A 24,413-nucleotide genomic window follows, 5' to 3' on the forward strand; every position below is an offset into this window, starting at 1 on the left:
TCGCGGTTCGCCGGCCATCGTCGTGGTGCCGCCGGCAAACCAGCTCGGATGTCTACAAAGGACTTCAGTGTGCACGGTCGTAGACCAGGGCCGTCTCCCCCAGTTCGCCCGTTTCGTGGTGGGCCAGGCGCCACTTCGACGGCGGCAGGCCGTCGTCGAACAACCGTGGCCCGCCTCCTGCGATCTCGGGACACACCATCAGATACAGCCGGTCGATCAGGTCCGCCGTCAGTAATGGCTTGATGACACTTGCACTGCTGTTGACCAGGATGTCACCCGATCCGGTGGCTTTCAGGTCCTTGACGACGTCCGCTGCCGGGGCGTCCACCACGCGGGTGCGCTCCCACGGTGACTCCGCCAACGTCGTCGAGAACACCACCTTTTCCGCGTCCACCAGCCACTTCGCGTAACCGCGGTCGCGCGGGTCCGCGCTCTCGTCGGCGGCCACCGTCGGCCAGAAACCCAGGAAACCCTCGGCGTTGAGGCGGCCCAGCACCGCCGTCGTCGCGCCCTCCCAGATCCGGCCGAGATGGCGCCGCGCCACCTCGGTCGTCGCGTACGAAACGATCGCGGCCAGGTCGCCGGGCCCGCCCGGCCCGTGGTAGCGCCCGTCGAGCGTGAGGCTCAGGTTCGCGGTGACTCTGCGGCCCGTCATGGTCATCATTCCTTTTCCTGGGTGAGTACGTCGGTGAGGTGGTCGAGCACCCGGTCCCAGCCGGTTTCGATGCCGGCGATGGCGGAAGCGGCCCCGACCGTCGTCGCGGTGATGCGCAAGCCGAGCCGCAACCGGGTGCCGCCCGGCACCGACACCAGCTCGAGGTCGTAGTGCCCGGTGAAGGACGCCTCGCCGGTCACCGCGAGGTCGAACGCGAGCCGCCCCGGCTCCGTCGCGCGGCGCACCCAGCCTTCGGAGTGGTACTCGCCGTCGGCGTCGCGGTAAGCGAGCACCGCGCGCCCGCCCGGCCGCGGCTCGAGGACGCACGCCGTGACCGTCATCGACGGCGGCACCCACCACGACGCCAGCAGCGCCGGGTCGGTCCAGTGCCGCCAGACGACGTCGCGCGGCACCGCCAGCAGGCGCTCGAACGCGAACTCCCGCCCGTCCGCCCGCCGGTCCTCGTCCGCGGCCGCGGTCTCCGCTTCGACGGCCGCGCGGTACCGCGCCACGACGTCCCGCTCTCCTGCGTGCGCTTCGGTCGCTTTCGCCAGATCCGCCAGCCGGCCAGCCAAATCCGTCAGCGGCTCGGCTTCGAGGGCATAGACGCGCCGCTGCCCGAGCGGGAACACCGTGACGAGCCCGGCGCGGGCCAGGGTCTGGAGGTGCTTGGTGGTCTGCGGCTGCCGCAGGCCGGTCAGCTCGGCCAGCTCCCCGACCGACCGGGGACGTTCGGCGAGCAGCTCGACGAGGCGCCACCGCGCCGCGTCTCCCAATGCTGCCGCGATCCCGTCCACGGAACCGAGTATTCACAAGCCAGAATATTCATGTCAAGGAATATCACTCAGGGACTTCCCTGAGGCACCCAGCGCAGTCCGTAGGCGTAGCCCAGCTGCGGCGCGGTGAACTCCTGCGCCACCTCGCACGCGCCGTCGAGGGGCAGCGCCGGTCCCGGGTTGGCCGGGTCGGCGAGCACCGAGGGCGGGACGCGGTCCAGCCGCCACACCGTCCACGGCAGCCGCTGGGGATCGAACCGGACCCGCACGGTGAACGACTCGCACGTCACCAGCGGCACGAACACGTACGACGGCCGGATGGGCAGGCCGTCCCGGACCCGGATCACCAGGGCGTAGGTGTGGGTGTCGCCGCGCGCCAGCGGCCGCGGGAGGTCGAGCAGCCAGCGGAAGTGCCGCTGGCCCACCCGCTGGGCGTCGGTGATCCGGACGCCGTGCTGGGCGTCGGCGGCCACCAGCCGTTCGCCGTCGCCGCCCTCGACGCGAGGCACGGTGAACTGCGCGGAGATCCGGCTCAGCCCGTCGCGGGCCGCCACGATCTGCCGCTCTTCGATCAGCTCCGGGACGGCGGTGTCCAGCCGGACGATCGCCCGGAGCCGCTTGACGAACCAGCCCTGGTCGGGGTCGTCGGGCATCCCGTCGCCGGGCCGCAGGGCGGCCTCGATCTCGGCGGCCAGGCGCGCGAACGACCGGTCGATCCGGCGCCGGGCCGTGCGCTCGGACACCCGCAGCCGGTCCGCGAGAACCTCGACGCGGTCGCTGAGCAACGCGTGCTGCGTGCCGGGGGCGATGCCCAGCGCGACGGTGACCGCGAGCCGGTCGTCCGCCGGGAACTCGGCGATCGCGGCGGCGATGGCGTCGCGCAGAACCCGCCGCGCGTCGCGGTCGTTCGCCGTCCGGTGGATTTCGCACCAGCCGGAAACGAGCGGCCCGAGCCGGGCGCGCAGCCGTTCGGTTTCCAATCCCCAGCCGCGGCGCAAAGTCGTGAGCTCGCGCAGCAATCCGTCCTCGTGTGCCATGGGATTTTCATTGTGGCACGCGCACTTCCGCATGATCGGCGGTGCGGGCTGCGCCGATCAGGTGATTCCCGGGTGGCCAGCCGCTGGCCAGTTCCGGCGTGATTCGGCCAGGCGGCGACCTTTTCCCGTTCCCCCTTTGACCGACCATTTCCCCGTCGACGACATCGGGGAGGACGAGTTGCTCGACACCACGTTTCCGTCTGCCCGGCCGATCGGCGTCGCGGACGTCCGGCAGCTGGCCCAAGACGGCCGGCTCGCGGTCTCGGCGGCGGCCGCTCCGCCCGGCGCCCTCGCCCGGCTGCGCGGCGCGGTGTACCGCGTCGCCTGGCCCCTGGTCTTCGCCCGGATCACCAAGCCCCTGGAACGGCAGCGCCGGCACCCGGACTGCGCCCGGGGGCTCGAATGGCTGCGTCCCGACTGCCTCGACCGCTTCCACGACGACGTCGAAGCCGTCGTGGAGCACGCTTTGCGGCGCGCGACGGACCCGATCGAGAACTTCGACGGCTGGCTGGCGACCCGGCTGAGCCCGGCGACGGTCGACGCGCACCGGCGCCGGCGCGGCGAGATCGGGGCCCTGCAACGGCCTCGCCTGCCGACCTGGCTGGGCGAAGCCCTCGGCGGCGACCGGTGGCTGAGCGACCTCGCCGTCCAGATCCTGGTGTGGGCCGGGGTGCCGGCGACCGCGGGCGCCGAGCTGTGGCCGCTGGACGGCTGGGCCGCGCGCCGCGCCGAGGTCACCGGGGCGCCGCCGGGCGGCCACGACACGCGCGACACGCTCGACCGCGAGGTGCGGACGGTCCTGGCCGCCATGCGCAGCCGGCCGAAGTGGTACGCCGAGCACGTCGAGCGCCCGCTGGGGCACAAGCGGGCGCCCGTCGCCCCGATGCCGGCGGACGGCGCGGCCGAGCCCGCCCCGCTGCAGCTGGTCGGCCCGGACGAGGCCGACGACGTCCGGCTCGCCGCCCGCGCCGAGGAGGCGTTGTGCGCGATCGAGGCACGGCTGGACCGCGGCGAGGACCCGGCGGCGGCGGTCGCCACGGTCGTCCGGCACGTGTTCGGGTCCGGCGGGGACGCGCTGGACCGCTTGCCGCACAACGGGTCGGCCCGCGACGACTGGCTGGCCACCGCGCTCGCCGACGAGGCCCGGCTCGACCGGATCGTGACGACGGTCCTCGCGGTCCTCGGCCGGTGACGAAACCCGGGTGAGCCGAAGGGCACCTTCCCCGCATCGGACGGGACGAAGGTGCCCTTCAGCGCGTCACCTGCACCCAAGGTGCCCTTCAGCCGCACTCGTGGTCCTCGGCCGCCGAACGCAACCGCGCGTCCAGGACGTCGGACAGCACGTCCGGTGGGCACCCCGCGGCTCGCGCCCGGGTTCCGGCGGACACCAATTCGGCCAGCAGCACCTCGCGCACCGCCACCCGGGTCGCGTGCGGGAGTCTCGTGGGCGGGACAGCTGATCCGGCCACCCCGGCCTCCTTTCGCCCGGTGCCGGGTTCGGCCGGCCCAGCCTTCCCCTGACGGACGGCGGTCACCGCCACCACGACGGCGGCGGCACCGGCAGCCGCAGCGGGCAGCCGGTGTGGCGGCCCTCCCACGAGTCGGCGAGCCAGCGGGTCAGCGCGACCGGCCCGAGCAGGCTGTCCTCCCACACCGGGGTCAGCTCGCCCGCCCGGCGCAGCATCGTTTCGGCGGTGGCGCAGAAGGAGATGATCGCGGCGACCGCGGCGTCGGCCCGCTCGGCGGGCCAAGCGACCGCGGCTCCGGGCAGCCCGGCCGGGATGGCCAGGCCGGGACCGACGGCGCAGTTGCGGGCCAGCTGGACGGCGAGGTCGAACTCGGCCACTTCGGCGTGGCGCTGCCGGGCCCGCCATCGGGGCGAAGCCGCGGCGGCGTGCAAGCCGGCGAGCCGGGCGGCGACGAGCCCGTCCCACACGGTCAGGAGGACCCCTCGCGTGTCGGCCGGCAATGCGGCGGCGAGGTCCCCGGTGACGGCGCCGAGCCAGGCGCACGGGTCTTTGACATGACGATCGACGATGACGGTCACGGCAGTAAGTTTCGCACCTGACGGACCACCCGGCAGCAAGATGATCATGAATCGCGGGAGGACCACCCGGTCGGAGGCGAACCGTTGAGCGGCCTTGTAACTCCTTTGGGCACTCGACGTGACCGAATCGTCACAGTCGTGTCATCATGTCGGCGCTCAGTGCCGAGCACGCCCCTCCGTTTCCTCTCTCCGAAAGGCCGTCGCAGCGTGATCAAGACCAGCAAGAGCCGGGCCGGCACCCAGCGAGTGACGTTCAGCCTCCCGGCCGGGGCACCACCCGGGCGCGTGAGCGTGGTGGGCTCGTTCAACGACTGGACCCCGGGCCGCCACCACCTGACGACGCGCTCCAACGGCCGCCGGTCGGCGTCGGTGGACGTGGCGCCGGGAACGGTGATCCAGTTCCGCTACCTCGGGGAGGACGGTCTGTGGTTCGACGACCCCGACCTGCCGGACCGCGCGGACGGCAACTGCGTCTACTCGACGAACTGAACCCGCCGCCTCAGGACTTCCGGCGCGGCTTCCCGCGCTTCGGGGCGCCGCCGCGCCGGACCGGCTGCTTCCCGGCCGACTTCGCCGCCGGCGGCTTCCGCTCCGGGCGCTTCTTCTCCGCGGGCGCGGGCTGGCGGCCGCGCGTGCTGTTGACCGTGCGCCCGCGGACGATGCCGATGAACGTCTCCATCAGGTCCGTCGTCTCGTCCTCGAGCCACGACAGCGCCACGCTCGACTGCGGCGCGTCCGTCACCGTCCGGTACGTCAGGTCGCGGCGGTGGTGGAGGCGGGCCAGGGACTGCGGGACCACCAGCACGCCCACCCCCGCGGCCACCAGCTCGATCGCGTCCGCCGTCGTCTCCGGGCAGGAGAGCGCGGGCCGGCCCGGGAGGGACGGCCACTCGATCGTGTCGTCCCGGGGCTGCAGCACGACCTCGTCCGCCAAGTCCGCTGTGGACACTTCGTCCGCCGCCGCGATCAGGTGATCCTTGGCGACGACCACCACCGTCGTCTCCGTGTAGAGCGGGATGGCGTGGAGGCCGTCGCGGTCGATCGGGGAGCGCAGCAGCGCCGCGTCCGCACCTCGCGCGCGGAGCAGCTCCGCCGCGCCGGCCGCGGCGACCGGGACCAGCTCCAGCGGCACGTCCGGCTGCCGCTCGGCCCACGTCCGCACCCACTTGGCGGGCGTCGCGCCGGGCACGTACGCGAGACGGAACGAGGTCACCGGGTCAGGCTACCGGGCGGGGCGCTGGCTACCCTGGACGGCATGACGTCGCACAAGACCACCCAGACGATGAAGCCCGCGACAGCGGCGAAGAAGCTGGGTGTGTACCTCGAAGCCACGCCCCCGGAGTTCCAGGAGGGCGTCGTCTCGCGCGACGAGCTGAACGCGCTCCAGGCCGACCCGCCCGAGTGGCTGCGCGAGCTGCGCCGCACCGGCCCGCACCCGCGGCCGGTCGTCGCGGCGAAGCTCGGCGTCTCCATCGGCGGCCTCAGCCGCGGCGGGATCACCGAAGCGCTCACCACCGAGCAGATCGACGCGCTCAAGACGGAGAACCCCGACTGGCTGGTGCGGGAACGCGCCACCCACGCCGAGGTGCGCAAGGAAACCGTGCGGGTCAAGGAGAAGGAGCACTGACCACGCTCGAGGAGGCCGCGCGGCTCGACGCCGCCGACGAGCTGGCCGCGTTCCGGGACCGCTTCGTCCCGATCACCGACCCCGGCGTCGTCGCCTACCTCGACGGGAACTCGCTGGGCCGTCCCCTGCGCGCCACCGCCGAACGGCTGCAGGAGCTCGTCGCCGACCAGTGGGGCGCCCGGCTGATCCGGTCCTGGGAGGAGCGCTGGCTCGCCTTGCCCGAGCGGATCGGCGACGAGCTGGGCCGCGTCGCGCTCGGCGCCGCGCCCGGCCAGACCATCGTCGCCGACTCGACGTCCGTGTGCCTGTACAAGACGCTCCGGGCGGCCGCGGCCCTGCGGCCGGGGCGCGACGAGATCGTCACCGACTCCGCCAACTTCCCCACCGACCGGTTCCTCGTCGAGAGCGTCGCCGCCGAACTCGGCCACACAGTGCGGTGGATCGAGTCCGGCGACGTCGGCCGTGCGGACGTCGCGGCGGTCACCGGGCCGCGCACCGCGGCCGTCGTCCTGTCCCATGTGGACTACCGCACCGCCGCGATCGCGGACCTCGCGGGCATCACGCGGTTGGTGCACGAGCGGGGCGCGCTCACCGTCTGGGACCTCTGCCACAGCGTCGGCTCGATCCCGGTCGAGCTGGACGCCGGCGGCGCCGACTTCGCTGTCGGCTGCACGTACAAGTTCCTCAACGCCGGGCCCGGCGCGCCCGCCTTCCTCTACGTGAACTCGCGCCACCACGCGGAGTTCGGGCAGCCGATCACCGGCTGGATGGGCGCGGCCGACACGTTCGGCATGGCCGCGCACTACGTGCCCGCGCCCGGCATCCGCCGCGCGCTGTCCGGCACCCCGCCGGTGCTCGGCATGGTGGGCGTCCAGGAAGGTGTCGCGCTGCTGGCCGAAGCCGGGATCGAGCGCGTGCGGGCCAAGGCCGTCACGCTGGGGCGGTGGGTGCTCGCCCTCGCCGACGAGTGGCTCGTCCCGCTCGGCTTCACGGTGGCCTCGCCGCGCGAGGACGCCCGCCGCGGCGGGCACGTCACCCTGCGGCACCCGGACGCCGAGCGGCTTTCCCGGGTGCTCATCGAGAACGGCGTGCTGATCGACTTCCGCCGTCCCGACGGCATCCGCGTCGGGCTGAGCCCGCTCACCACCGGCTTCACCGAAGTCCGGGCGGCCATGGACCGCATCCGCGAACTCGCCGCCTGAGCACCCTGCCGCACTCGGTCGTGAGTGGGAAACAGGGTGAGAGCACTGTTTCCCACTCACGACCACCTTGCGCCAGGCCAAACAGTAGCCATGTACTTAGTAGCCATGTACCGTATTTGGCATGAGCACTCCGGGGCACCTCGTCTGGCGACTCTCCATGAAGTGGCGCGTGGCCGTCGACCGCGCCCTCGCGCCGGTCGGGCTGACGCACGCCCAGTACGTCTTCCTCTCCTCGCTCTTCGGCCTCGAGCGCGCCGGGACGACCCCGAGCCAGCGGGAACTCGCCGACCACACCGGACTCGAAGCGCTCTACGTCTCCAAGCTCGCCCGCGCCCTCGACACCGACGGGCTCGTCGAACGCACCCGCGACTCCGCGGACACCCGGACGATCCGGCTGACCCTCACCGCCCGCGGCCGGGACGTCGTCGAGCCCGCGATCGCGACCGTGGCCGAGCTGCTCGACCGGCTCCTCGCGCCGCTCGGCGGCCGGGACGGCGACCGCACCGCGGCCCTCGCCCGCGAGCTCACCCTGCTCCTCGACACCCCACTGGATCCCTGAAGGGACACCCCATGCTGCACCACGAAGAGTCCGGCACCGGCACCCCGATCGTCTTCCTGCACGGCAACCCCGGCTCGTCGCACGGCTGGCGCAACGTCCTCCCCCACGTCGGCGGCGGCCGGTTGCTCGCGCCCGACCTCATCGGCATGGGCCGGTCTCCGAAGCCCGACATCGCGTACTCGTTCGACGACCATGCCCGCCACCTCGACGCCTGGTCCGACGCGCTCGGCCTGGACGACGTCGTCCTCGTCGGCCACGACTGGGGCGGCGCGCTCGCGTTCGACCACGCCGCCCGGCACCCGGACCGCGTCCGCGGAGTCGCGTTCTTCGAGACGATCGTCAAGCCGATGGCCTGGGCCGACCTGTCGCCCCAGGCGGCGGAGCGGGCGCGCAAGATCCGCACGCCGGGTGTCGGCGAGGAAATGGTGCTGGCGCAGAACCTGTTCGTGCGGCAGGCGTTCACCGGTGGCGTGCGGACGCCGGTGGCGGACCTCGAGCCGTACCTCGCGCCGTTCCCCACGCCCGAGAGCCGCCGGCCGGTCCTCGCGTGGGCGCGGCAGCTGCCGCTCGGCGGCGAGCCGGCCGAGCTGATCCCCCGCATCGAGGCCTACGACGAGTGGCTGAAGACCAGCACCGGCACGCCGAAGCTGCTCATGACGTTCGAAGGCTCCCCCACGCTGCTCATCGGGGAGGACATGACCCGGTGGTGCCGGGAGAACGTCGCCGCGCTCGACGTCGTCGCCTGCGGGGAAGCCGGGCACCACGCCCAGGAGGACCGGCCGAAGGAGATCGCCACCGAGATCGCCGCGTGGCTGGACCGGCACGCCCTCCGGTGAGTCAGCGGTGCCGCAGCGGCGGGGTCGCGTCCACCCCGAGGACGCGGGCCGCGACCCACGCCAGCGCGTCGGCGGTCCGGGCCGGGGTGTCCGACGGCTGCATGACGTGGCTGAGCACCGTGCGCACGACGATGTCGATCACGACGCCGACCTGCTCGCCGGTGAGCGGCGGGTGATAAGCGGCCACGCGCGCGGTGAGCATCGCCTTCGCCTGCGTCAGCAGCGTGCCCGCCTCGGTGGTCAGCAGCGGGAGCAGTTCGGGCGCGGTGCCGTGCGTGGCGGAGGCGATCGCGCGTAGCAGGGTGTTGTCGTCGGCCAGCTCGAGCACCGCGCGGACGGCGTCGTACATCGCCTCGACCAGGTCGCTTTCGTGCCGGTCGAAGGCGGCGGCGACGACCGAGAGGAACCGGTCGAGCTCGTGCGCGACCATCGCCTCGGCCAGCGCGGCCTTCGAGCCGATCTCGTTGTAGACGGTCTGACGGCTCACGCCGACGACCTCGGCCAGCCGGGCCATCGTGACCGCCGGCCAGCCGGACCGCGCGGTCAGCTCGATCGCCGCGGTGATGATCGGCCGCCGGTGCTGACCCCCCTCGAGCGGGGCCGGGAGTGCGGCGCTCATGACCGTCATCCTAGGCCGCACCCGCGAAGGCCAGCGCCTCTGCCCACGCCGCCCGCGCGGCAATGCGACGGCGGTACTTCATGATCTCGCGCGGCCGGTCGACGGTCAGCGCGCCGGCGATCCGGCCGCCGCGCCGGTACAGCGTCACCCCGCCGGCGGACACCACCTCGTCGGCGCGCGGGGTGCCGACGAACTGGATCCGGTGGCCGTACCAGTCGGACCAGAAGTACGGCACGGCTTCGAGGGCGCGCGCCGACGCCGGGTCGAGCGCGTGGCGAGCGGCGGCCGCACCCTGCTCGGCCGCGTTCGTCCAGTGCTCCGGCCGCATCGGCTCGCCGTCGAAGAGCGGGTTCGCCACGTGCGCGACGTCGCCCGCCGCGTAGACGCCCGGCGGTCCGGCGGACAGCGTCGCGTCGCACACCACGCCGCGGTCACGCTCGTGCAGCGTCAGCCCGCTGCCTTCGAGCCACCCGGTGGCCGGCGCCGCGCCGATGCCGGCGACCACGAGGTCCGCGGGCAGGACCTCGCCGGTGGAAAGCCGGACACCGCCCTCTTCGACGGCGGTGACCTCGGTGGCGAGCCGGAGCCCGGTGCCGGCCGCGTGGTGCAGCCCGGCCAGTTCGGCCCCGGCCTCCGCACCGACCGCGCGGGCGAGCGGGACGGCCGAGGCTTCCACGATCGTCACCGGCAGGCCGCGCTTGCGCGCCGCCGACGCGACTTCCGAGCCGATGAACCCGGCGCCGACCACGACGGTGCGGGCGCCGTCCTCCAGCGCGGCCCGCACCGCGAGGGCGTCTTCGGCCGTCCACAGCGTGCGCGCCCCCGGCAGGCCACGTGCGGTCGCGCCGGTGGCGATGACCACGGCGTCGTACCGCACGGCCGCGCCCGCGACGGTCACTTCGCGTGCGTCGGTGTCGAGGCTCTCGGCCGGCGCGCCCAGCATCAGTTCGACGCCGAGTTCGTCCCGCAGCACGGTTTCCGAGTGGAACGGCTGCACGCGACCCGGGCCGCCGGCGTCGAGGAACGCCTTCGACAGCGGCGGCCGGTCGTACGGCAGGTGCTCCTCGGCACCGATCAGCACGATCCGGCCGCGGTACCCGGTGCGGCGCGCGGACTCCACCGCGCGCAGCCCGGCCAGTGAGGCACCGACGACGACCAAGGTCATGTCAGTCCGTCAGCCGCAGGGCGAGCACGGGACAGGAGTCGACCGCCGCGGCGACGTCGGTCCGGTGTTCCTCGCCGGGGCGTTCGTCGAGCACCGCGACCGTGCCGTCGTCGCCCACCTCGAAGAAGTCCGGCGCCATCGCTTCGCACATGCCCAGGCCGTCGCACTTGCCGCGGTCCGCTTCGATCCGCATCACGCACCCACCCGGCCCGGCGCGACGAAGTCGACCTTCTCGCGCACGCCGCAGTCCGGGCAGCACCACGAGTCCGGGATCGCCGACCACGGTGTGCCGGCCGGGAAGCCTTCGCGCGGGTCGCCGAGCTTCTCGTCGTAGACGTACCCGCAGCCCGGGCACATGCCGCCCTCGCCGGCGTCGCCGCGCGTGTCGGCCGCCTCCCGGACGTCCATCGTGACGCGGGTCCCGTAGCGCGCGAGGAGCTTGTCCCGTTTGCCCGGCTGGAGGTTGGCCCGGGAGAGGTCGCCGTCGAAGTGGGCGAGCACGCGCGGATCCATCACCCGGCGCCACAGCGGCGGGATCAGCGCCAGCACGATCATCCCGGCGTACCCGGTGGGCAGCACCGGCGACTCGGCGAAGTCGCGCAGCGTCTGGTAGCGCCGCGTCGGGTTGGCGTGGTGGTCGCTGTGCCGCTGCAGGTGGTAGAGCAGGACGTTGGTGGCGATGTTGTTGGAGTTCCAGCTGTGGCTGGGATCCACGCGCTCGTAACGGCGCTTCCCGGGCGCGCCGACCCGCTGCCGCAGCATGCCGTAGTGCTCCATGTAGTTGACGACCTCCAGCAGCGAGAACCCGACGACGGCCTGGATCACCAGGTACGGCAGGACGCCCGCCCCGAGCCACGCGATCATCGCGGCCCACAGCACGGCCGACATCAGCCAGGCGTTGAGGACGTCGTTGCCGAGGCGGAAGGGGTGCTTGTCCCGGCGGGCGTAGCGCTTGCGCTCCAGGCGCCACGCCGACTTCAGCGAGCCGAAGACCGTGCGCGGCCAGAAGCGGTAGAAGCTTTCGCCGACGCGGCTGCTCGCCGGGTCCTCCGGCGTCGCCACGCGGACGTGGTGGCCGCGGTTGTGCTCGATGTAGAAGTGGCCGTAGAAGCTCTGCGCCAGCGCGATCTTCGACAGCCAGCGCTCGTGGCTTTCCTTCTTGTGGCCCAGTTCGTGCGCGGTGTTGATGCCGATCCCGCCGATGCAGCCGATCGACACGGCGAGCCCGATCTTGTCGGCGACGCCCAGGCCGCCGTGCGCGATCAGCCGGAAGGCGGCGGCGAAGCCGAGGTACTGCACGGGCAGGAACGCGAAGGTGATCCAGCGGTAGTAGCGGTCCCGCTCCAGCCGTTCGATGACGTCGTCCGGCGGGTTGCTGCGATCCAGCCCGGCGACCAGGTCGATCAGCGGCACGATCACGAGGATCACGACGGGCCCGATCCAGAACCAGCCCGGCCAGCCGGTGGCCGCGTGCAGGCCGATGGCGAGGAACGCCAGGGACGGCACGACCAGGCCGATGAGCCACAGGTAGCGCTTGCGGTCGCGCCACCGCTCGGTGGACCCGGCGGGGATCGTTGCTCCGCTCATCACACCCTCCTCCGTTGGCTGGGTTTACAGAACGATAGAGGATGTCCATCTCGATTGACAACAGTTCGCTTGATGTAAAGCTCGTTGCCGCGGAGTGAGGGGACGCGCGTTCGCCGTTGCCGGAGACGTGCAGACCCGCCCACCCGCGCCGGTTGCCGCAGCCGGAATCTCGGCTGTCAGTTGCGTTTTCGTGAGGAAGATCATCTTCCGGCGAAGCTCCCCCGGTACGGGACGAAAGCGCCGCCGTCAGCCGATGAGGTCAGACGGGTCCCGCGCGCCCAGCGCATCGGCATCCGGCAGTCCTTCGCGGCGGGCGATCCGCCGCCGGGCGCGCACCCTGGCCGCGGTCCGCGGGCGGGACTTCGGCTCCCGGCCACAACCGCAAGGCTCGAAGCCCTCGTACGCCAACCCGGCTCCGAGCACCGCGGCGACCGCCGCCCAGCCCGAGCCGTCCCGGCGCGGAGGCGCCGCGAAGTCGTGCCCGGCGAAGACCATCGGCCGGCGGCACTCCGGACAGCGGTGCTCCGCGCCGTCCCACGCGTACTTGTGGCTCTTGCGGCACGGCACGCACACGTAGTGGACCTTGTAGGCCGTCTCGGCGTACCGGCACATATGCCGCACGCTACCCGCGACGCAGGGCCGGCAAGGCAGCGTGCGCCCTTCCTTCCCGCGCCACGGACCCGCGGCACACCGGCCGGCCGAATTCACTTTCACCCGTTCGGCCCAGCGTGCAAGCATCCGGAAATTCCGCCCGGGCCCGTTACCAGAGGAAATGGGAGTAGTCGGCCCACCGCACTCGGTAAACGCCGTTCGCCCCTCGCCGGACAACCGTCCGCGGACCGGGTCAGCCCGACCGCTCCTCAGTGGTTCGTGGTAAAAAACGGACCCTGATCGATTTCGCGGCAACACGGAGGGTGAGGCGAAGACGGGTGACGGCGGCAGCTGTGTCCACTCGTCGGGTCCGCCTCCTCGTCCGGGTCCCCGTTTATCGCCGACCGTCACTCAGGAGTTCGTGAACCGCCGTGCAGAACAAAGACGCTCAGGACGAGTCGGACAAGCCGTACGACAAGTCGATCCGCAAAAGGCTGACCAGGACCGTTCTCATTCCCAGTGTCACCCTGCTGGTGCTGTGGATCGCGGTCTCCTCCTACTTCCTCTTCAACGGCGTTTACGTCCGGCTGGTCGCGGCCTCCGTGCGCGAGGTGTCCATCCCCGCCGCCACCGCGCTGGCCGAGTTCCAGAAGGAACGGCAGACCGCGCTGCAGTACCTCGACGACCCGGCGCTCGGCCCGGGGCGCCTGCAGGTGCAGCAGAAGGCGACCGACGAAAAGCTCGGCGCCCTCCAGAACGCGTTCGCCGCGACGATCTCCAACTCGCCGGACGAGATCGCGGCCAAGGTCAACGCCCTGAAGTCGCAGTTCGACCAGCTGCCCGTGCTGCGCTCGCAGATCAGCTTCCGCAGCATCGACCGCGCGCAGGTCAACAGCTACTACAACGGCGTGATGGACGCGGCGTCGAACCTCTTCGACACCCAGGCCCGCATCGTGCCCGACGCCGAAGCGGCGACCGGCGGCATCACGGCGACCTCGGTCTTCCGCGCCGGGGACGCCATGTCGCGTGAGACGTCGCTCGTGTCGACGGCCTTCTCGGCCGGTACCTTCGCGCCCGACGACTTCGCCCAGTTCGCCCAGCTGTCCGGGTCCTACCGGACGCAGCTGGCGCAGATCGAGCCGTTCCTCGACGCGAGCGTCCGCAGCAAGTACCAGGCGCTGACCAAGAGCACCGCCTGGCAGCAGCTGGGCACCGCCGAGGTGGCGATCGTCAAGCACGGGCCGTGGTCGCCCAGCGAACAGAACTCCGTGCCGGTGTCCGAAACGGACTGGCTGAACGCGACCAACCAGGTCGCGCAGTCCCTCAACGACCTCGCCATCACGCAGGCGGACAAGGTCTCCGCGGCCGCGATCGACTCCGGTGACGCCCAGCTGCGCAACGTGATCATCGGCAGCATCCTGGCGCTGCTCGCCTCGCTGGCGGCGATCATCGTCGCGGTGCGGGTGTCCCGCTCGCTCGTCGACCGCGCCCTGATGACCCGCCTCGCGCGGCTGCGCAACGACTCGCTCGACCTCGCCCGCAACCGGCTGCCGGACATCGTGGCGCGGCTGAAGAACGGCGAAGCCGTCGACCTGAAGGAAGAGCTCCCGCAGCTCGACCACGGCCGCGACGAGATCGGCCAGGTGGCCGAAGCGTTCAACACCGCCCAGCTGACCGCCGTCAACGCGGCGGCGAGCGAGGCGAAGGCCCGCAGCGGCGTGCACAACGTGTTCCTCGGCATCGCGCACCGCAACCAGGTCCTGGTCCACCAGCAGCTGCAGATCCTCGACGAGATGGAAGCCCGCGAGGACAACTCGACGCAGCTGGCCTCGCTGTTCCAGCTCGACCACCTCGCCGCCCGGGCCCGCCGCACCACCGAGAACCTGATCATCCTCGGCGGCAAGCAGCCGGGCCGCCGCTGGCGCAAGCCGGTGGCGCTGATGGAGGTCCTGCGCGCGGCCGTCTCGGAAACCGAGCAGTACGCGCGGGTCCAGGTCGAGCAGGTGCCCGACGTCGCGATCGTGGGCGCCGCGGTGGCCGACACGATCCACCTCGTCGCCGAGCTGGTCGACAACGCGACGTCGTTCTCGCCGCCCGGGTCCCCGGTCGAGGTCTCCTCCCGCGCGGTCGCGCGGGGGATCGTCGTCGACGTGTCGGACCAGGGGCTCGGCATGAAGGACGGCGTCCGCGAGTGGGCGAACGCGATGATGGCCGAGGCGCCCGAGTTCGACGCGATGGCGCTGCGGGCCGACTCCAGCCTCGGCCTGTTCGTGGTCGCGCGGCTGGCGGCGAAGCTCGGCATGACCGTCACCTTCGACCCGTCCCGCTACGGCGGCCTCCGGGCCACCGTGCTGATCCCGTCCCAGCACCTGGCCGGCCAGCAGGAGAACGTCCCGGCCGAGCCCGGTGCCTCCCCGGCGGAGACCACCGCGGTCCTCGCCCCGGTGGGCGCACCCGCGCCGCAGGCAGAAAGCTCACTCGGTTCCATGGACACGCCCAGCTCGTTCACCGGCCAGATCCCGATGAAGCGAGAGGCCAAGCCGAGGCCGTACCCGGCTCGTGCGCTCACCTCGCCCGACCCGCTGCCCTCCGTGCCGGCCGCGCCGCCGGCGGCCCCGGAGCCGGCGCCGGCCCCCACCGGCGGACCGGCCGGGCCGACGTCGCCGACCGACGACCGGCCCCGGCTGCCCCGGCGCGAACCCCAGCAGAACCTCGTCGCCCAGCTCGAAACCGAACCCGACGAAAGCGACGAAGTCGTCGCGCCCGGAGAGGGCACCGCGCGCACGCTGGCGGCGTTCCACAAGGGCACGCGCCGGGGCCGGGGCGGGCCGGACGATGCGTAGTCCGCGACAGCACACACGAAAGTCCACAGAGGAAAGTCAAGGTCTCTGACGCATGAACGAGTACGGGAACCCCAAACCCGATCTCAACTGGCTGCTCGACGACGTGGTCAGCCGCGTGGTCGGCGCGCAGAACGCCATCGTGCTGTCCGCCGACGGGCTGCTGATCGGCAAGTCGGCCGGCATGAGCAAGGACGACTCCGACCAGCTGTCGGCCATCGCCTCCAGCCTGCAGAGCCTGGCCAAGGGGGTGAGCAAGCAGTTCAACCGCGGCCCGGTGCTGCAGAACATGATCGAGATGGAGCGCGGCTACCTGTTCGTCTCGGCCGCCGGGCAGGGCGCTTGCCTCGCCGTGCTGGCGGCGGACAGCGTCGACGTCGAGATGATCGCCTACGAAATGAGCCGCCTGGTCAAACGGGTCGGGGACTACATGGCGTCCGCGCCGCGTGAAGCGGCGCACGTCCTACGGGAGGCCACATGAGCGGGGACGACGGCTGGTACGACGAGGCCGCCGGGCCGCTCGTGCGGCCCTACACGATCACCAGCGGGCGGACGCCGTCCGACGCGGCGCGGCTCGACCTCTCGACGCAGGTGATGACCCTGCGCTCGGAGCAGGAGCCGGTCGGGCTGGGTCCGGAGCACGTGGCGATCGTGCAGCTGTGCCGCCACCCCGTTTCGGTCGCCGAGATCGCGGTCTACGTGAAGATCCCGCTGGGGGTCGTGCGCGTGCTCGTCGGCGACCTGATCGAACGCGGGCTCGTGATCACGCGCTCCCCCACCCACAACCCGGCGCAGTCGCCGGACCTCGAAACTCTCCAGGCGGTTCTCGATGGCCTCATCAAGTACTGACCGGACCGGGGCCGACCTGGTCCCCACGCCGGTCAAGATCATCGTCGCGGGCGGCTTCGGCGCCGGCAAGACCACCATGGTCGGCTCGGTCAGCGAGATCCCGCCGCTGACCACCGAGGAGGTGCTCACCGAAGCGAGCGCCGGGGTGGACGACCTGTCCGGCGTGGAGCGGAAGACCACGACGACGGTCGCGCTCGACTTCGGCCGGATCACGATCTCGCCGCGGCACGTGCTGTACCTGTTCGGGACGCCGGGCCAGGCGCGGTTCTGGTTCATGTGGGACGACCTCGCGCGCGGGGCGATCGGGACGATCGTGCTCGTCGACACCCGGCGTCTCGAGACCAGCTTCGCCGCCATCGACTTCTTCGAACGCCGGAAGATCCCGTTCGTCGTCGCGGTGAACTGCTTCGACAACGCGCCGCGCTACACCGCCGACGAGATCCGCGAGGCGCTGGTCGTCCCGGATCGGGTGCCCATCGTCATGTGTGACGCGCGTGACAGGGACTCGAGCAAGCTCGCGCTGATCCGGTTGGTCAAGCACGCGATGACCGTGGTGCCGGTGCGGGTCTGAGACCTGCGCTTTGTCCGCTCTCTGTCCGGTCCGGACGAAGCCGGTGTCCGATGTGTCCGAGCGTGTCCACGTCGGACACCGGCAAACCCACATGGCGCAATTGGTTGGACCACCCGGGTGCAGCTTTTTAGTTGAGCAAGCATCAAACTGATAGCATCCGCACGTGACGATTCACGTGCCAAGGTTTCCTGAATATACAAGGGAAAACTACCCGGCACAGGGTCGTCTCTTCGGCGACTTCCTGTGCGGGCTCTGGTCTACCGCGTGTGAAGCGCTCGAGGTCCCGGTGGAGCAGTCCGTCCGGACCACGCGGATGCTGCGCGCCCTGCTGCCGCCGTGGGCGCACGAGCGGATCGGGCCCGCGCCGGCCCACCCGTCCTATGTGGCGGACGACGGGTTCCCGGCCGAGATGTCGGTGAACTGGTCCGGGCGGTACCCGGAGCTGCGTGTGCTGTTCGACAGCCTCGGCCACGACGTGGACGTCCCCGCGGAAAGCGGTTCCCGCAGGCTGCGGGACGTGCGGGAGGTGTTCACCCCGCGCGGGGGCCGGCCGTCGCCCGCTCCCCGGTGGCACTCCATCGCCTGGCGGCCGCCGTCGAGGATCGTCCACAAGACCTACTTCGGGCTCTACCCGTGGCCGCACGCCCAGCGTGAGGCGGCCGTGGCCGAAGCCATGGCCCGGCTCGGCATGGCGGCCGCCTGGGACACCACCCGGCGCCGGGCCGAGGCCGTCGAGGGCGCCCGGGAAATCGAATTCCTCGCGGTGGACCTGGCCGACGAGGCCGAGGCCCGGGTGAAGATCTACTACCGCAACCACGGCGCCGGCCTGGCCGAGGTGAACCGCGTCGCCTCGGTGGCGCTGCGTCACGACGCCGACGACGCGAGCGCCGCCTACCGGATCCTGGCCGGTGACCGGGAAGACGCCGGTGAGGCGGCCCTGACCTGCCTCGCGTTCCGGTCCGGAGCGGACCGCGCGGCCGAGTCCACGACCTACCTGCGCCTGCCCGATCTCGCGTCGGGTGACGAAGAAGCCGTGGAGCGCACCGCCGCGTTGCTGCACCGCGAAGGCGTCGACCCGGGACGGTTCCGCCTCCTCACCGCGGCACTGGCCCCGGGACCGCTGGCCACGACGAAGATCCTCGAGCTGGTGAGCTACCGCACAGCGGGCCGGCGCGGCGACGTCACCACGTACTTCCGGTTCCCGGTCTACGACCGCTCCCTCGCGCCTGTTGATCTTGCTTAGCCTCCCCGGAAAGATGATCTCCCGTCGCACCAAGGTAAGGAGCCGATCGTGACCCAGCAGGACGTCGAGCGTGTAGCCCGCCACAACGAGCAGCGGCAACGGGAGTACGGAACGTCGGACCTGATCCGGCTGCTGACCGACGCGAGCACCACCGACGAGACCAAGAAAGCGGTGCTCACGTACCTGCAGCCGTGGTCGAACGCCTTCCAGCGGATGATCAGCGCCCGGGTCACCTTCGAGAGCGACCCGGAGCTGCGGGCGCTGGCCCTGGAGCACCAGGAGGAGGAGATCGGGCACGACAAGATCCTGGCCCGCAGCCGCGCGGACGACCGGCAGCTGGTCTGGGACCCGGTCATCGAAGCGGGCGCGTCGTGGTTCGTCGACCAGTTCGCGACCCTGCCCGGCGTGCAGCGCGCGGTGCTGGCGCACCTGGCCCTCGAAGCCGGCAGCCTGGTGTTCAGCCAGGCGGGGACGCGGGCGTTCCCCGACGACGAATACTTCGACCTGCACGACGAAGCCGACGTCGAGCACCTCGAGATGGGTTACGAACTGTTGCGCCGCCGCGAAGACTGGGCGGTCGACGACGTCGTCGAGGTGCTCGACCGGGCGTGGCAGGTGATCGGCGTCGTGTCGGACCGCATCGCCGAACGCGCCCGCCGCGATACGGTGGCGGCATGACCTCCACGGACCCAGCCTCGGCCGCTCGCGAAGTCGCCGCCGAAGCCGCCCGCGCGTACCAGGAAGCGTTGGGAGAGCGCCTGATCGGCGCGTACCTGCTGGGCAGCCTGTCCTACGGCGGGTACGCCCCGGCGGCGAGCGACATCGACCTGGCGCTCGTCCTGGCGGACGCGGACGGCTCCTCGATCGCGGACACGACGGCGTCGCTGCAGGAGCGGAGTCCGTTGCACCGCAAGCTGTCGGTGTTCTGGGCGTCGCTGCCGGCGTTGCGCGAAGGCCGCGACGACGGCCGCTTCCCGGCGCTGGACCGCCTGCAGCTGGCCGACCACGGCCGGGTCCTGCTCGGCTCGGACGTCCTCGCGGAGATCGCCCGCCCGGCGGCTTCGGAGCTGCTGCTGGAGAGCGCGCGGTTCGCGATCGCGGTCCTGGCGACGCCCGAGGTGACCGCGGAGTTCCGCGAGCCGCGCCGGCTGCTGGTGGACACGGTGTGGTTCACGAAGGCGGTGCTGTTTCCCGTCCGGTTCCTGTACTCGGGAACGCTGGCCTCCGGTCGCGCGGCGAACAACGACGAAGCGATCGAGTGGTACCTGTCCCGGCCGGACGCCCCCGCGGGTTCGCTGGTGCGGCTGGCTTTGCGGGTCCGGGAAGGACACCCGCTGGACGCCGATGAGCTGCGCCCGGAACTGGCGGCGGGGCTGGTTCCGCTGTACCGGTACTACATCGCGGACCAGCTGCGGCAGCTGAAGGAGATCGACGCGCCCGCCGGCCTGGTGGCAGCGTTCGCCGACTGGGACGAGCGGCTCGGCTGAGCCTTGGCCGGGCCGGCGATGCAGTGAATGACTCATTCCTGGCGTCCGGCGCCAGGAATGAGTCATTCACTGCGGCGGAAGTGCGGCCCGCGCGACCGGCCGGGGCCCCTGTCCGGCGGTGCCACGGCACCGGAACACGGTCCGGCAGTCGCGCGTCAAAGCCGGGAGGCCTGGGCCGCCCAGGCCGCCACCTGGCTCCGCGAATCGAACTCCAGCTTGCGCAGGATCCGGTTCACGTGCCCCTCGGCCGTCCGGCGGGAGATGACCAGCTTGTCCGCGATCTCCTGGTTCGACCGGCCGTCGGCGATCAGCAGCGCCACCTCGTGCTCCCGGTCCGTCAGCGGCGTCGACCGCGCCGGGCCGGGTGCCGGGGACGGCGTCGCGTCCCCCAGCGCGTAAGCGATCGCTTCCTCCAGCCCGAACTCGCGGCCGCGGCGAAAGGCCGCGTCGAACTGGCCCTCCCCCAGCCCGCGGCGGGCCCGCGTCTCGCACTCTCCGTGCGGGGCGCCGAAATACCGCGAACCGAACATCGGGAACCCGACCGCCTGCCAGATCGGCTGGGCGGACCCGAGCATCGTCGCCGCCGGTTCCCAGTGGCCGCGGGCCGATTCGGTCCAGGCCAGCACCTCGATCGCCAGCACGATGCCCAGCAGGTCGTGGAACTTCCGCTTGACGCGCAGGCAGTGCCGGCCGTACCCGGCCGCCCGGGTGAAGTCGCCGCGGCCGAGGGCGACGAGAGCCTGGACGAAGACCGCGTACGCCTGCGCCCACTGCTCACCGTGGGCGACGCCGGTCGCGCACGCCTCTTCGCACAGCTCGCCCGCGCGGTCGAGGTCGCCCAGGAAGATCAACGCGATGGCGAGCTCGATGCCGGCCAGCATCACGTTGCTGTTGAGCTCGCCGAGCTTCCGGTAGCGGGCCTGCGCTTCCTCGAAGAGCACCTTCGCGTCGCCGAGGTCGTCGCCGACCAGCAGGTTGCAGCCGAGCCGGTGCGTCGCGTACGCCATCGCCACGTCGTCGCCGGTCTGCCGGGCGTACGCGCGGCACTCCTCCAGCATCGCGACCGCGCCGGCGTTGTCGCCCTGCAACGTCGCGATGTACCCGTTGACCCACAGCGCCTTCGCGCGTTCCTCGCCCGGCCCGGGGGACAGCGCGAGCGCGCGGTCGAGCCAGTGGCGGCCCTCGCCGAAGACCCCGCAGCCCGCCCAGTAGAACCAGAGGGTCGAGGCGAGCCGGAGGCCGGTCTGGAGCTCGCCGGGCGTCGTCAGGCAGTAGTCGAGCGCGGCCCGCAGGTTCGCGTGCTCCAGGCGGGTCCGGCGGAAGGTCTCCGCCTGCTCGGGGCCGAACCACTCGCGTTCGCTGCGCACCGCCAGCTCGAGGTAGTGGTCCCGCATGGCCCGCAGGACCGCGGGCGCCTCCCCGGACTCGGTCAGCTTGTCGCGGCCGAACTGCCGCAGCGGCTCCAGCAACCGGAACCGGCCGCCCTCGCGGATCAGCACCGACTTCTCCACCAGCCCGGCGAGCCCGGCGCGGACGTCCTCGCCCGCGCAGGCGCGCTCGGCGGCCGGCAGGTCGAAGCCGCCGGCGAACACCGACGTCCGGGCCCACAGGCGCCGCTCGGCCGGGGTGCACAGCGTGAAGCTCCAGTCGACGGCGGCCAGCAGCGTCTGGTGCCGGGGCTCGCCGCCCCGCTTCACCGTCCCGGGCAGCCGGAAGCAGTCGGCCAGCCCGGATTCCAGCTCCTCCAGCGTCAGAACCCGCAGCCGCACGGCGGCCAGCTCGATCGCCAGCGGGATGCCGGCCAGCAGCCGGCACACCTGCGCCACGCGCTCCTCGTTCTCCGCGGTGACGGCGAACCCCGGGTCGACGGCGGCCGCGCGTTCGGCGAACAGCGTCAGCGCCGGATAGCGCAGCCAGGCCCCGCCGGGCAGCGGCCGGCCGGGTTCGGGCAGCGGCAGCGGGGACACCGGCCAGAGGTGCTCGGCGGCCAGCGCGAGCCGCTCCCGGCTGGTCGCGAGCAGCCGCAGGCCGGGTGCGGCCCGCAGCAGGTCGTGCGCCAGGGCGGCGCACGAAGCGAGGACGTGCTCACAGTTGTCCAGGATCACCAGCAGCCGCCGGTCCCGCAGGTGCTCGGCGAGCACCCGCGCCGGTGCCCGGCCGGTTTCGTCGTGGACGCCCAGCGCTTCGAGCACGGTGTGCGCGACGAGCGCCGGGTTCTGCAGCCCGGCGAGCTCGACCAGCCAGGCACCGTCGGGGAACGCCCGGGACAGCCCGGCGGCGGTCTGCACGGCCAGCCGCGTCTTGCCGACGCCGCCCACGCCGGTCAGGGTGACCAGCCGGGCCCGCGTCAGCAGGTGCTTGACCTCGGCCACCTCGGACCTGCGTCCCACGAAGCTCGTGGTTTCCGCGGGCAGGTTGCCCCTGCCGCACGCCACGCCGGTCTTCCCCACCCGTGCACCGTAAGGACGTCCGTGCGGGCCGGTCAATGCGGACCCCTCGGAGGAAGCAACCGCCTCAGGCGTCGGGGAGGCGGTACAGCGTGGGCGCGTCGCCGCCGTGCATGGCGGACAGGCTCGTGCGGCAGGCCTGGCGGACCTCGCGGTTGGCCGCGGAGCCGGCCTGGCCGCACCGCGGGCAGTACAGGTGCACCGCACCGGGCGGCGTCTCGTCGACGGCGACGTCGACCGGGCACTCGCAGCGGCGGCACCACCGGTGGCCGGTGACGACGAGGACGTGCAGCGGGTTGCCCACGCACTGGTGCGCCCAGCACCGGTGGACGTAGCAGGTGCTGCGGGTGTGCGGGTTGAGGCCGTGCTCTTCCGCGGTGTCCTCGGCGGCCAGGATGGCGGCGAGCCGCCGGTCGTCGAGGTCGGCGTAGCGGTCGCGCGACCCGATGGGGGCCGGTCGCGGCTCCGGGACGTCCGCGGGGGAGTCGACGACCCGGAGGAGGGGACGCGACCGGCCGTGCACCATGGGTTGTCCGACCTCCTGCGGTCATCGGGGGCCGGACCAGCTTGCGCCGGGGCGCGCGTCACCACACCCGTACAAGTACCTGACTCCATACCTGTCCGCCCTCACATGCCGCGCCCGCGGCGCTACTGTCCGGCGCCGGTCACCGCAGGGTCAACGGGGTCTCCGACCGGCCGCGCTCGACGCGGATCGCCGTCCCGGCCTGGTGCTGGGTCGGCCGAGCACCGGCGGCAACGACGAGCGCACGCCGGCATCACCGCGGGCGCGAATTGCCCGGTGCGACCGCAGCGGTCGAGGCTGCGCTGTCGACGCGGGCGAATCCGCCCGCACCACGGCACGGCCGGCGAGGCACTGGCCCGGTCGGCGCGGCCGGGCGGGCGACCTCCGCCTCTTCGCCGGCGGTGCAGGAGCGCCGCGACCACGCGGCGGGTCCGCGCCGTTGCCGAGCACATCAGCGCGGTCGTCGTGAGGTCCACGCAAGGCGCGCGCCGGTCACCGCAGGGTCAGCGGGGTCTCCGACCCGACGCGGGTCAGCTTCTCCGGGTTGCGCACGTAGTAGAGGCCGGTGATGCGGCCGCCCTCGACGCGGACCGCCATCACGCCGTCGAGCTCGCCGTCCAGGCGCAGGACCAGCCCCGGGTTGCCGTTGACGACCGTGGGGGCGCTGGTGAGCTCCGCTTCGGTCCGGCCGATGCCGCCGGTCATGAAGCGGACGACCTTGTCCGCGCTCGCGATCGGCCGCAGGGCCGCCTGCTTGACGCCGCCGCCGTCGCTGACCAGGACGACGTCGGGGGCGAGGACGTCGAGCAGGCCCTGCAGGTCGCGGGTCTCCATCGCGCGCTGGAACGACTCCAGCACGGCCCGGGTCTCGCGGGCGGACACCGTCTCGCGCGGGCGGCGGGCGTCGACGTGCTTCCGGGCGCGGTGCGCGATCTGCCGGACCGCCGCGGAAGTCTTGCCGACGGCGGCGGCGATCTCGTCGTAGCCGAAGTCGAAGACCTCCCGCAACACGAAGACGGCGCGCTCGGTCGGCGACAGCGTCTCGAGGACGAGCATGAGCGCCATCGACACGCTCTCGGCGAGTTCGACGTTCTCGGCGACGTCGGGCGCGGTGAGCAGCGGCTCGGGCAGCCAGGGCCCGACGTAGGCCTCCCGGCGGCGTTTCACGGTGCGCAGCCGGTTGAGCGCCAGCCGCGTCGTGATGCGGACCAGGTAGGCGCGCTGGTCGCGCACCTGCCCGAGGTCGATGTCGGCCCAGCGCAGCCACGTCTCCTGCAGGACGTCCTCCGCGTCGGCCGCCGAGCCGAGCATCTCGTAGGCGACGGTGAAGAGCAGGTTGCGGTGGGCGACGAAGGCTTCGGTGGCGGTCACGCGCGCCCCCAGGCGAGGAAGACCGCGAGGGCGAGGTACGTCAGGTTCAGCGCGGCGAACTTCGGCTCGCCGTGACGGAGGTGGGTGGCCATGGCACCGATCATCAGCAGGACCCAGCAGCCGGCGGTGACCGGGACCAGGACGGGCGCGACGCCGAGGGCGGCGGGAAGGACGAAGCCGGCCGCGGCCAGGAGTTCGAGGACACCGAGCGTCTTGACGAAGCCGTCGCCGCGTTCGCCGGTCCATTCCCCGCCGGGGGTGGCGGCGAGCTTCGCCCGGGGCACGAAAGTCTTGCTGACGCCCCCGGTCAGGGCGACGACGGCGAGCAGGCCCGCGGTGATCCAGAGTGCGATGTTCATGAGGTCTCCCTTGTGTCGGCCT

General features: G+C 72.5%; 28 protein-coding genes. 13 read left to right on the forward strand and 15 right to left on the reverse strand.

The features are described 5' to 3' along the window. Positions 1-64: 64 nt before the first annotated feature. Genes ACZ4TR_RS15970 through ACZ4TR_RS15980 form a run of 3 tightly spaced genes read right to left on the reverse strand, consistent with a single transcriptional unit; the run spans position 65 to position 2,468 of the window. Positions 65-664: a dihydrofolate reductase family protein gene (locus ACZ4TR_RS15970; protein ID WP_465287724.1), complete on the reverse strand. Its 600-nt coding sequence runs from the start codon at positions 662-664 to the stop codon at positions 65-67. Continuing rightward, the gene (locus ACZ4TR_RS15975; RefSeq protein ID WP_465287725.1) at positions 661-1,452 is read right to left on the reverse strand and encodes a metalloregulator ArsR/SmtB family transcription factor; all 792 of its coding nucleotides are present in this window, start codon (positions 1,450-1,452) and stop codon (positions 661-663) included. Before ACZ4TR_RS15975 ends, ACZ4TR_RS15970 begins: the two co-directional genes overlap by 4 nt. A gap of 47 nt (positions 1,453-1,499) precedes the next feature. Then, positions 1,500-2,468, reverse strand: a complete 969-nt coding sequence (locus tag ACZ4TR_RS15980; RefSeq protein ID WP_465287726.1) for a hypothetical protein — start codon at positions 2,466-2,468, stop codon at positions 1,500-1,502. A 136-nt stretch (positions 2,469-2,604) separates the two neighbouring features. Between ACZ4TR_RS15980 and ACZ4TR_RS15985 the strand changes: the two genes are divergently transcribed. Then, positions 2,605-3,660, forward strand: coding sequence for a hypothetical protein (locus ACZ4TR_RS15985; protein WP_465287727.1), 1,056 nt, complete (start codon positions 2,605-2,607; stop codon positions 3,658-3,660). Between the two features lie 88 nt (positions 3,661-3,748). On the opposite strand, the gene ACZ4TR_RS15990 is transcribed toward ACZ4TR_RS15985, so the two are convergent. Both ACZ4TR_RS15990 and ACZ4TR_RS15995 read right to left on the reverse strand, forming a co-directional pair. After that, positions 3,749-3,937 (reverse strand): hypothetical protein, encoded by a 189-nt coding sequence (locus ACZ4TR_RS15990; protein ID WP_465287728.1) that lies wholly within the window; start codon positions 3,935-3,937, stop codon positions 3,749-3,751. Positions 3,938-3,999: 62 nt separating this feature from the next. Beyond that, positions 4,000-4,515 carry a hypothetical protein gene (locus tag ACZ4TR_RS15995; RefSeq protein WP_465287729.1) on the reverse strand — a complete coding sequence of 172 codons (516 nt, stop codon included), beginning with the start codon at positions 4,513-4,515 and terminating at the stop codon, positions 4,000-4,002. Between the two features lie 207 nt (positions 4,516-4,722). Here ACZ4TR_RS15995 and ACZ4TR_RS16000 point away from each other — a divergent pair, with 207 nt between their 5' ends. Next, a complete protein-coding gene (locus tag ACZ4TR_RS16000; RefSeq protein ID WP_364520862.1) occupies positions 4,723-5,004 on the forward strand; it encodes an early set domain-containing protein in 282 nt (93 codons plus the stop codon). Between the two features lie 10 nt (positions 5,005-5,014). Here ACZ4TR_RS16000 and ACZ4TR_RS16005 read toward each other — a convergent pair whose 3' ends face one another. Next, complete coding sequence (locus ACZ4TR_RS16005; RefSeq protein WP_465287730.1) at positions 5,015-5,728, reverse strand: substrate-binding domain-containing protein; 714 nt, start codon at positions 5,726-5,728, stop codon at positions 5,015-5,017. Between the two features lie 42 nt (positions 5,729-5,770). On the opposite strand from ACZ4TR_RS16005, the gene ACZ4TR_RS16010 reads away from it, so the two are divergent. The 4 genes from ACZ4TR_RS16010 (at position 5,771) to ACZ4TR_RS16025 (ending at position 8,739) form a co-directional block, all read left to right on the forward strand. After that, a complete protein-coding gene (locus tag ACZ4TR_RS16010; protein WP_364520860.1) occupies positions 5,771-6,142 on the forward strand; it encodes a DUF5997 family protein in 372 nt (123 codons plus the stop codon). Then, positions 6,139-7,344 carry a kynureninase gene (locus tag ACZ4TR_RS16015; RefSeq protein WP_465288119.1) on the forward strand — a complete coding sequence of 402 codons (1,206 nt, stop codon included), beginning with the start codon at positions 6,139-6,141 and terminating at the stop codon, positions 7,342-7,344. The genes ACZ4TR_RS16010 and ACZ4TR_RS16015 overlap by 4 nt, the downstream gene beginning before the upstream one ends. A 121-nt stretch (positions 7,345-7,465) precedes the next feature. Then, positions 7,466-7,903, forward strand: coding sequence for a MarR family winged helix-turn-helix transcriptional regulator (locus tag ACZ4TR_RS16020; protein ID WP_465287731.1), 438 nt, complete (start codon positions 7,466-7,468; stop codon positions 7,901-7,903). Between the two features lie 11 nt (positions 7,904-7,914). Beyond that, positions 7,915-8,739: a haloalkane dehalogenase gene (locus ACZ4TR_RS16025; RefSeq protein ID WP_465287732.1), complete on the forward strand. Its 825-nt coding sequence runs from the start codon at positions 7,915-7,917 to the stop codon at positions 8,737-8,739. Between the two features lies 1 nt (position 8,740). On the opposite strand, the gene ACZ4TR_RS16030 is transcribed toward ACZ4TR_RS16025, so the two are convergent. The 5 genes from ACZ4TR_RS16030 to ACZ4TR_RS16050 all read right to left on the reverse strand — a co-directional run bounded on the left by ACZ4TR_RS16030 (position 8,741) and on the right by ACZ4TR_RS16050 (position 12,722). Further along, positions 8,741-9,367 carry a TetR/AcrR family transcriptional regulator gene (locus ACZ4TR_RS16030; RefSeq protein ID WP_364520857.1) on the reverse strand — a complete coding sequence of 209 codons (627 nt, stop codon included), beginning with the start codon at positions 9,365-9,367 and terminating at the stop codon, positions 8,741-8,743. 1 nt (position 9,368) lies between these two features. Next, the gene (locus ACZ4TR_RS16035; RefSeq protein ID WP_465287733.1) at positions 9,369-10,523 is read right to left on the reverse strand and encodes an NAD(P)/FAD-dependent oxidoreductase; all 1,155 of its coding nucleotides are present in this window, start codon (positions 10,521-10,523) and stop codon (positions 9,369-9,371) included. A gap of 1 nt (position 10,524) precedes the next feature. Continuing rightward, a complete protein-coding gene (locus ACZ4TR_RS16040) occupies positions 10,525-10,716 on the reverse strand; it encodes a ferredoxin (RefSeq protein WP_364520855.1) in 192 nt (63 codons plus the stop codon). Continuing rightward, positions 10,716-12,110 carry a fatty acid desaturase gene (locus ACZ4TR_RS16045; protein WP_465287734.1) on the reverse strand — a complete coding sequence of 465 codons (1,395 nt, stop codon included), beginning with the start codon at positions 12,108-12,110 and terminating at the stop codon, positions 10,716-10,718. Before ACZ4TR_RS16045 ends, ACZ4TR_RS16040 begins: the two co-directional genes overlap by 1 nt. A gap of 246 nt (positions 12,111-12,356) precedes the next feature. Continuing rightward, positions 12,357-12,722 carry a hypothetical protein gene (locus ACZ4TR_RS16050; RefSeq protein ID WP_465287735.1) on the reverse strand — a complete coding sequence of 122 codons (366 nt, stop codon included), beginning with the start codon at positions 12,720-12,722 and terminating at the stop codon, positions 12,357-12,359. Positions 12,723-13,132: 410 nt separating this feature from the next. Between ACZ4TR_RS16050 and ACZ4TR_RS16055 the strand changes: the two genes are divergently transcribed. From ACZ4TR_RS16055 to ACZ4TR_RS16085, 7 genes are all read left to right on the forward strand, one after another. Continuing rightward, complete coding sequence (locus tag ACZ4TR_RS16055) at positions 13,133-15,544, forward strand: sensor histidine kinase (RefSeq protein WP_465287736.1); 2,412 nt, start codon at positions 13,133-13,135, stop codon at positions 15,542-15,544. A 52-nt stretch (positions 15,545-15,596) separates the two neighbouring features. Further along, the gene (locus ACZ4TR_RS16060) at positions 15,597-16,022 is read left to right on the forward strand and encodes a roadblock/LC7 domain-containing protein (protein ID WP_155545909.1); all 426 of its coding nucleotides are present in this window, start codon (positions 15,597-15,599) and stop codon (positions 16,020-16,022) included. Next, positions 16,019-16,390: a DUF742 domain-containing protein gene (locus tag ACZ4TR_RS16065; RefSeq protein WP_465287737.1), complete on the forward strand. Its 372-nt coding sequence runs from the start codon at positions 16,019-16,021 to the stop codon at positions 16,388-16,390. Before ACZ4TR_RS16060 ends, ACZ4TR_RS16065 begins: the two co-directional genes overlap by 4 nt. Continuing rightward, positions 16,371-16,961: a GTP-binding protein gene (locus ACZ4TR_RS16070; RefSeq protein ID WP_465287738.1), complete on the forward strand. Its 591-nt coding sequence runs from the start codon at positions 16,371-16,373 to the stop codon at positions 16,959-16,961. The genes ACZ4TR_RS16065 and ACZ4TR_RS16070 overlap by 20 nt, the downstream gene beginning before the upstream one ends. Positions 16,962-17,247: 286 nt before the next feature. Further along, a complete protein-coding gene (locus ACZ4TR_RS16075; protein WP_465287739.1) occupies positions 17,248-18,204 on the forward strand; it encodes a hypothetical protein in 957 nt (318 codons plus the stop codon). Between the two features lie 48 nt (positions 18,205-18,252). After that, positions 18,253-18,882, forward strand: coding sequence for a hypothetical protein (locus ACZ4TR_RS16080; protein WP_465287740.1), 630 nt, complete (start codon positions 18,253-18,255; stop codon positions 18,880-18,882). Then, complete coding sequence (locus ACZ4TR_RS16085) at positions 18,879-19,691, forward strand: hypothetical protein (RefSeq protein WP_465287741.1); 813 nt, start codon at positions 18,879-18,881, stop codon at positions 19,689-19,691. The genes ACZ4TR_RS16080 and ACZ4TR_RS16085 overlap by 4 nt, the downstream gene beginning before the upstream one ends. Positions 19,692-19,846: 155 nt before the next feature. Here ACZ4TR_RS16085 and ACZ4TR_RS16090 read toward each other — a convergent pair whose 3' ends face one another. The 4 genes from ACZ4TR_RS16090 to ACZ4TR_RS16105 all read right to left on the reverse strand — a co-directional run bounded on the left by ACZ4TR_RS16090 (position 19,847) and on the right by ACZ4TR_RS16105 (position 24,391). Next, entirely contained in the window at positions 19,847-22,141 is a 2,295-nt protein-coding gene (locus ACZ4TR_RS16090; protein ID WP_465287742.1) for an ATP-binding protein, read from the reverse strand. Positions 22,142-22,205: 64 nt separating this feature from the next. Further along, on the reverse strand, positions 22,206-22,664 hold the full coding sequence (locus ACZ4TR_RS16095; protein WP_364528512.1) for a hypothetical protein: 459 nt from the start codon (positions 22,662-22,664) through the stop codon (positions 22,206-22,208). Between the two features lie 489 nt (positions 22,665-23,153). Further along, complete coding sequence (locus ACZ4TR_RS16100) at positions 23,154-24,032, reverse strand: RNA polymerase sigma-70 factor (protein WP_465287744.1); 879 nt, start codon at positions 24,030-24,032, stop codon at positions 23,154-23,156. Then, positions 24,029-24,391: a DoxX family protein gene (locus ACZ4TR_RS16105; protein ID WP_465287745.1), complete on the reverse strand. Its 363-nt coding sequence runs from the start codon at positions 24,389-24,391 to the stop codon at positions 24,029-24,031. Before ACZ4TR_RS16105 ends, ACZ4TR_RS16100 begins: the two co-directional genes overlap by 4 nt. Positions 24,392-24,413 lie beyond the last annotated feature (22 nt).

It is taken from the genome of Amycolatopsis sp. NPDC028719, assembly GCF_055565395.1.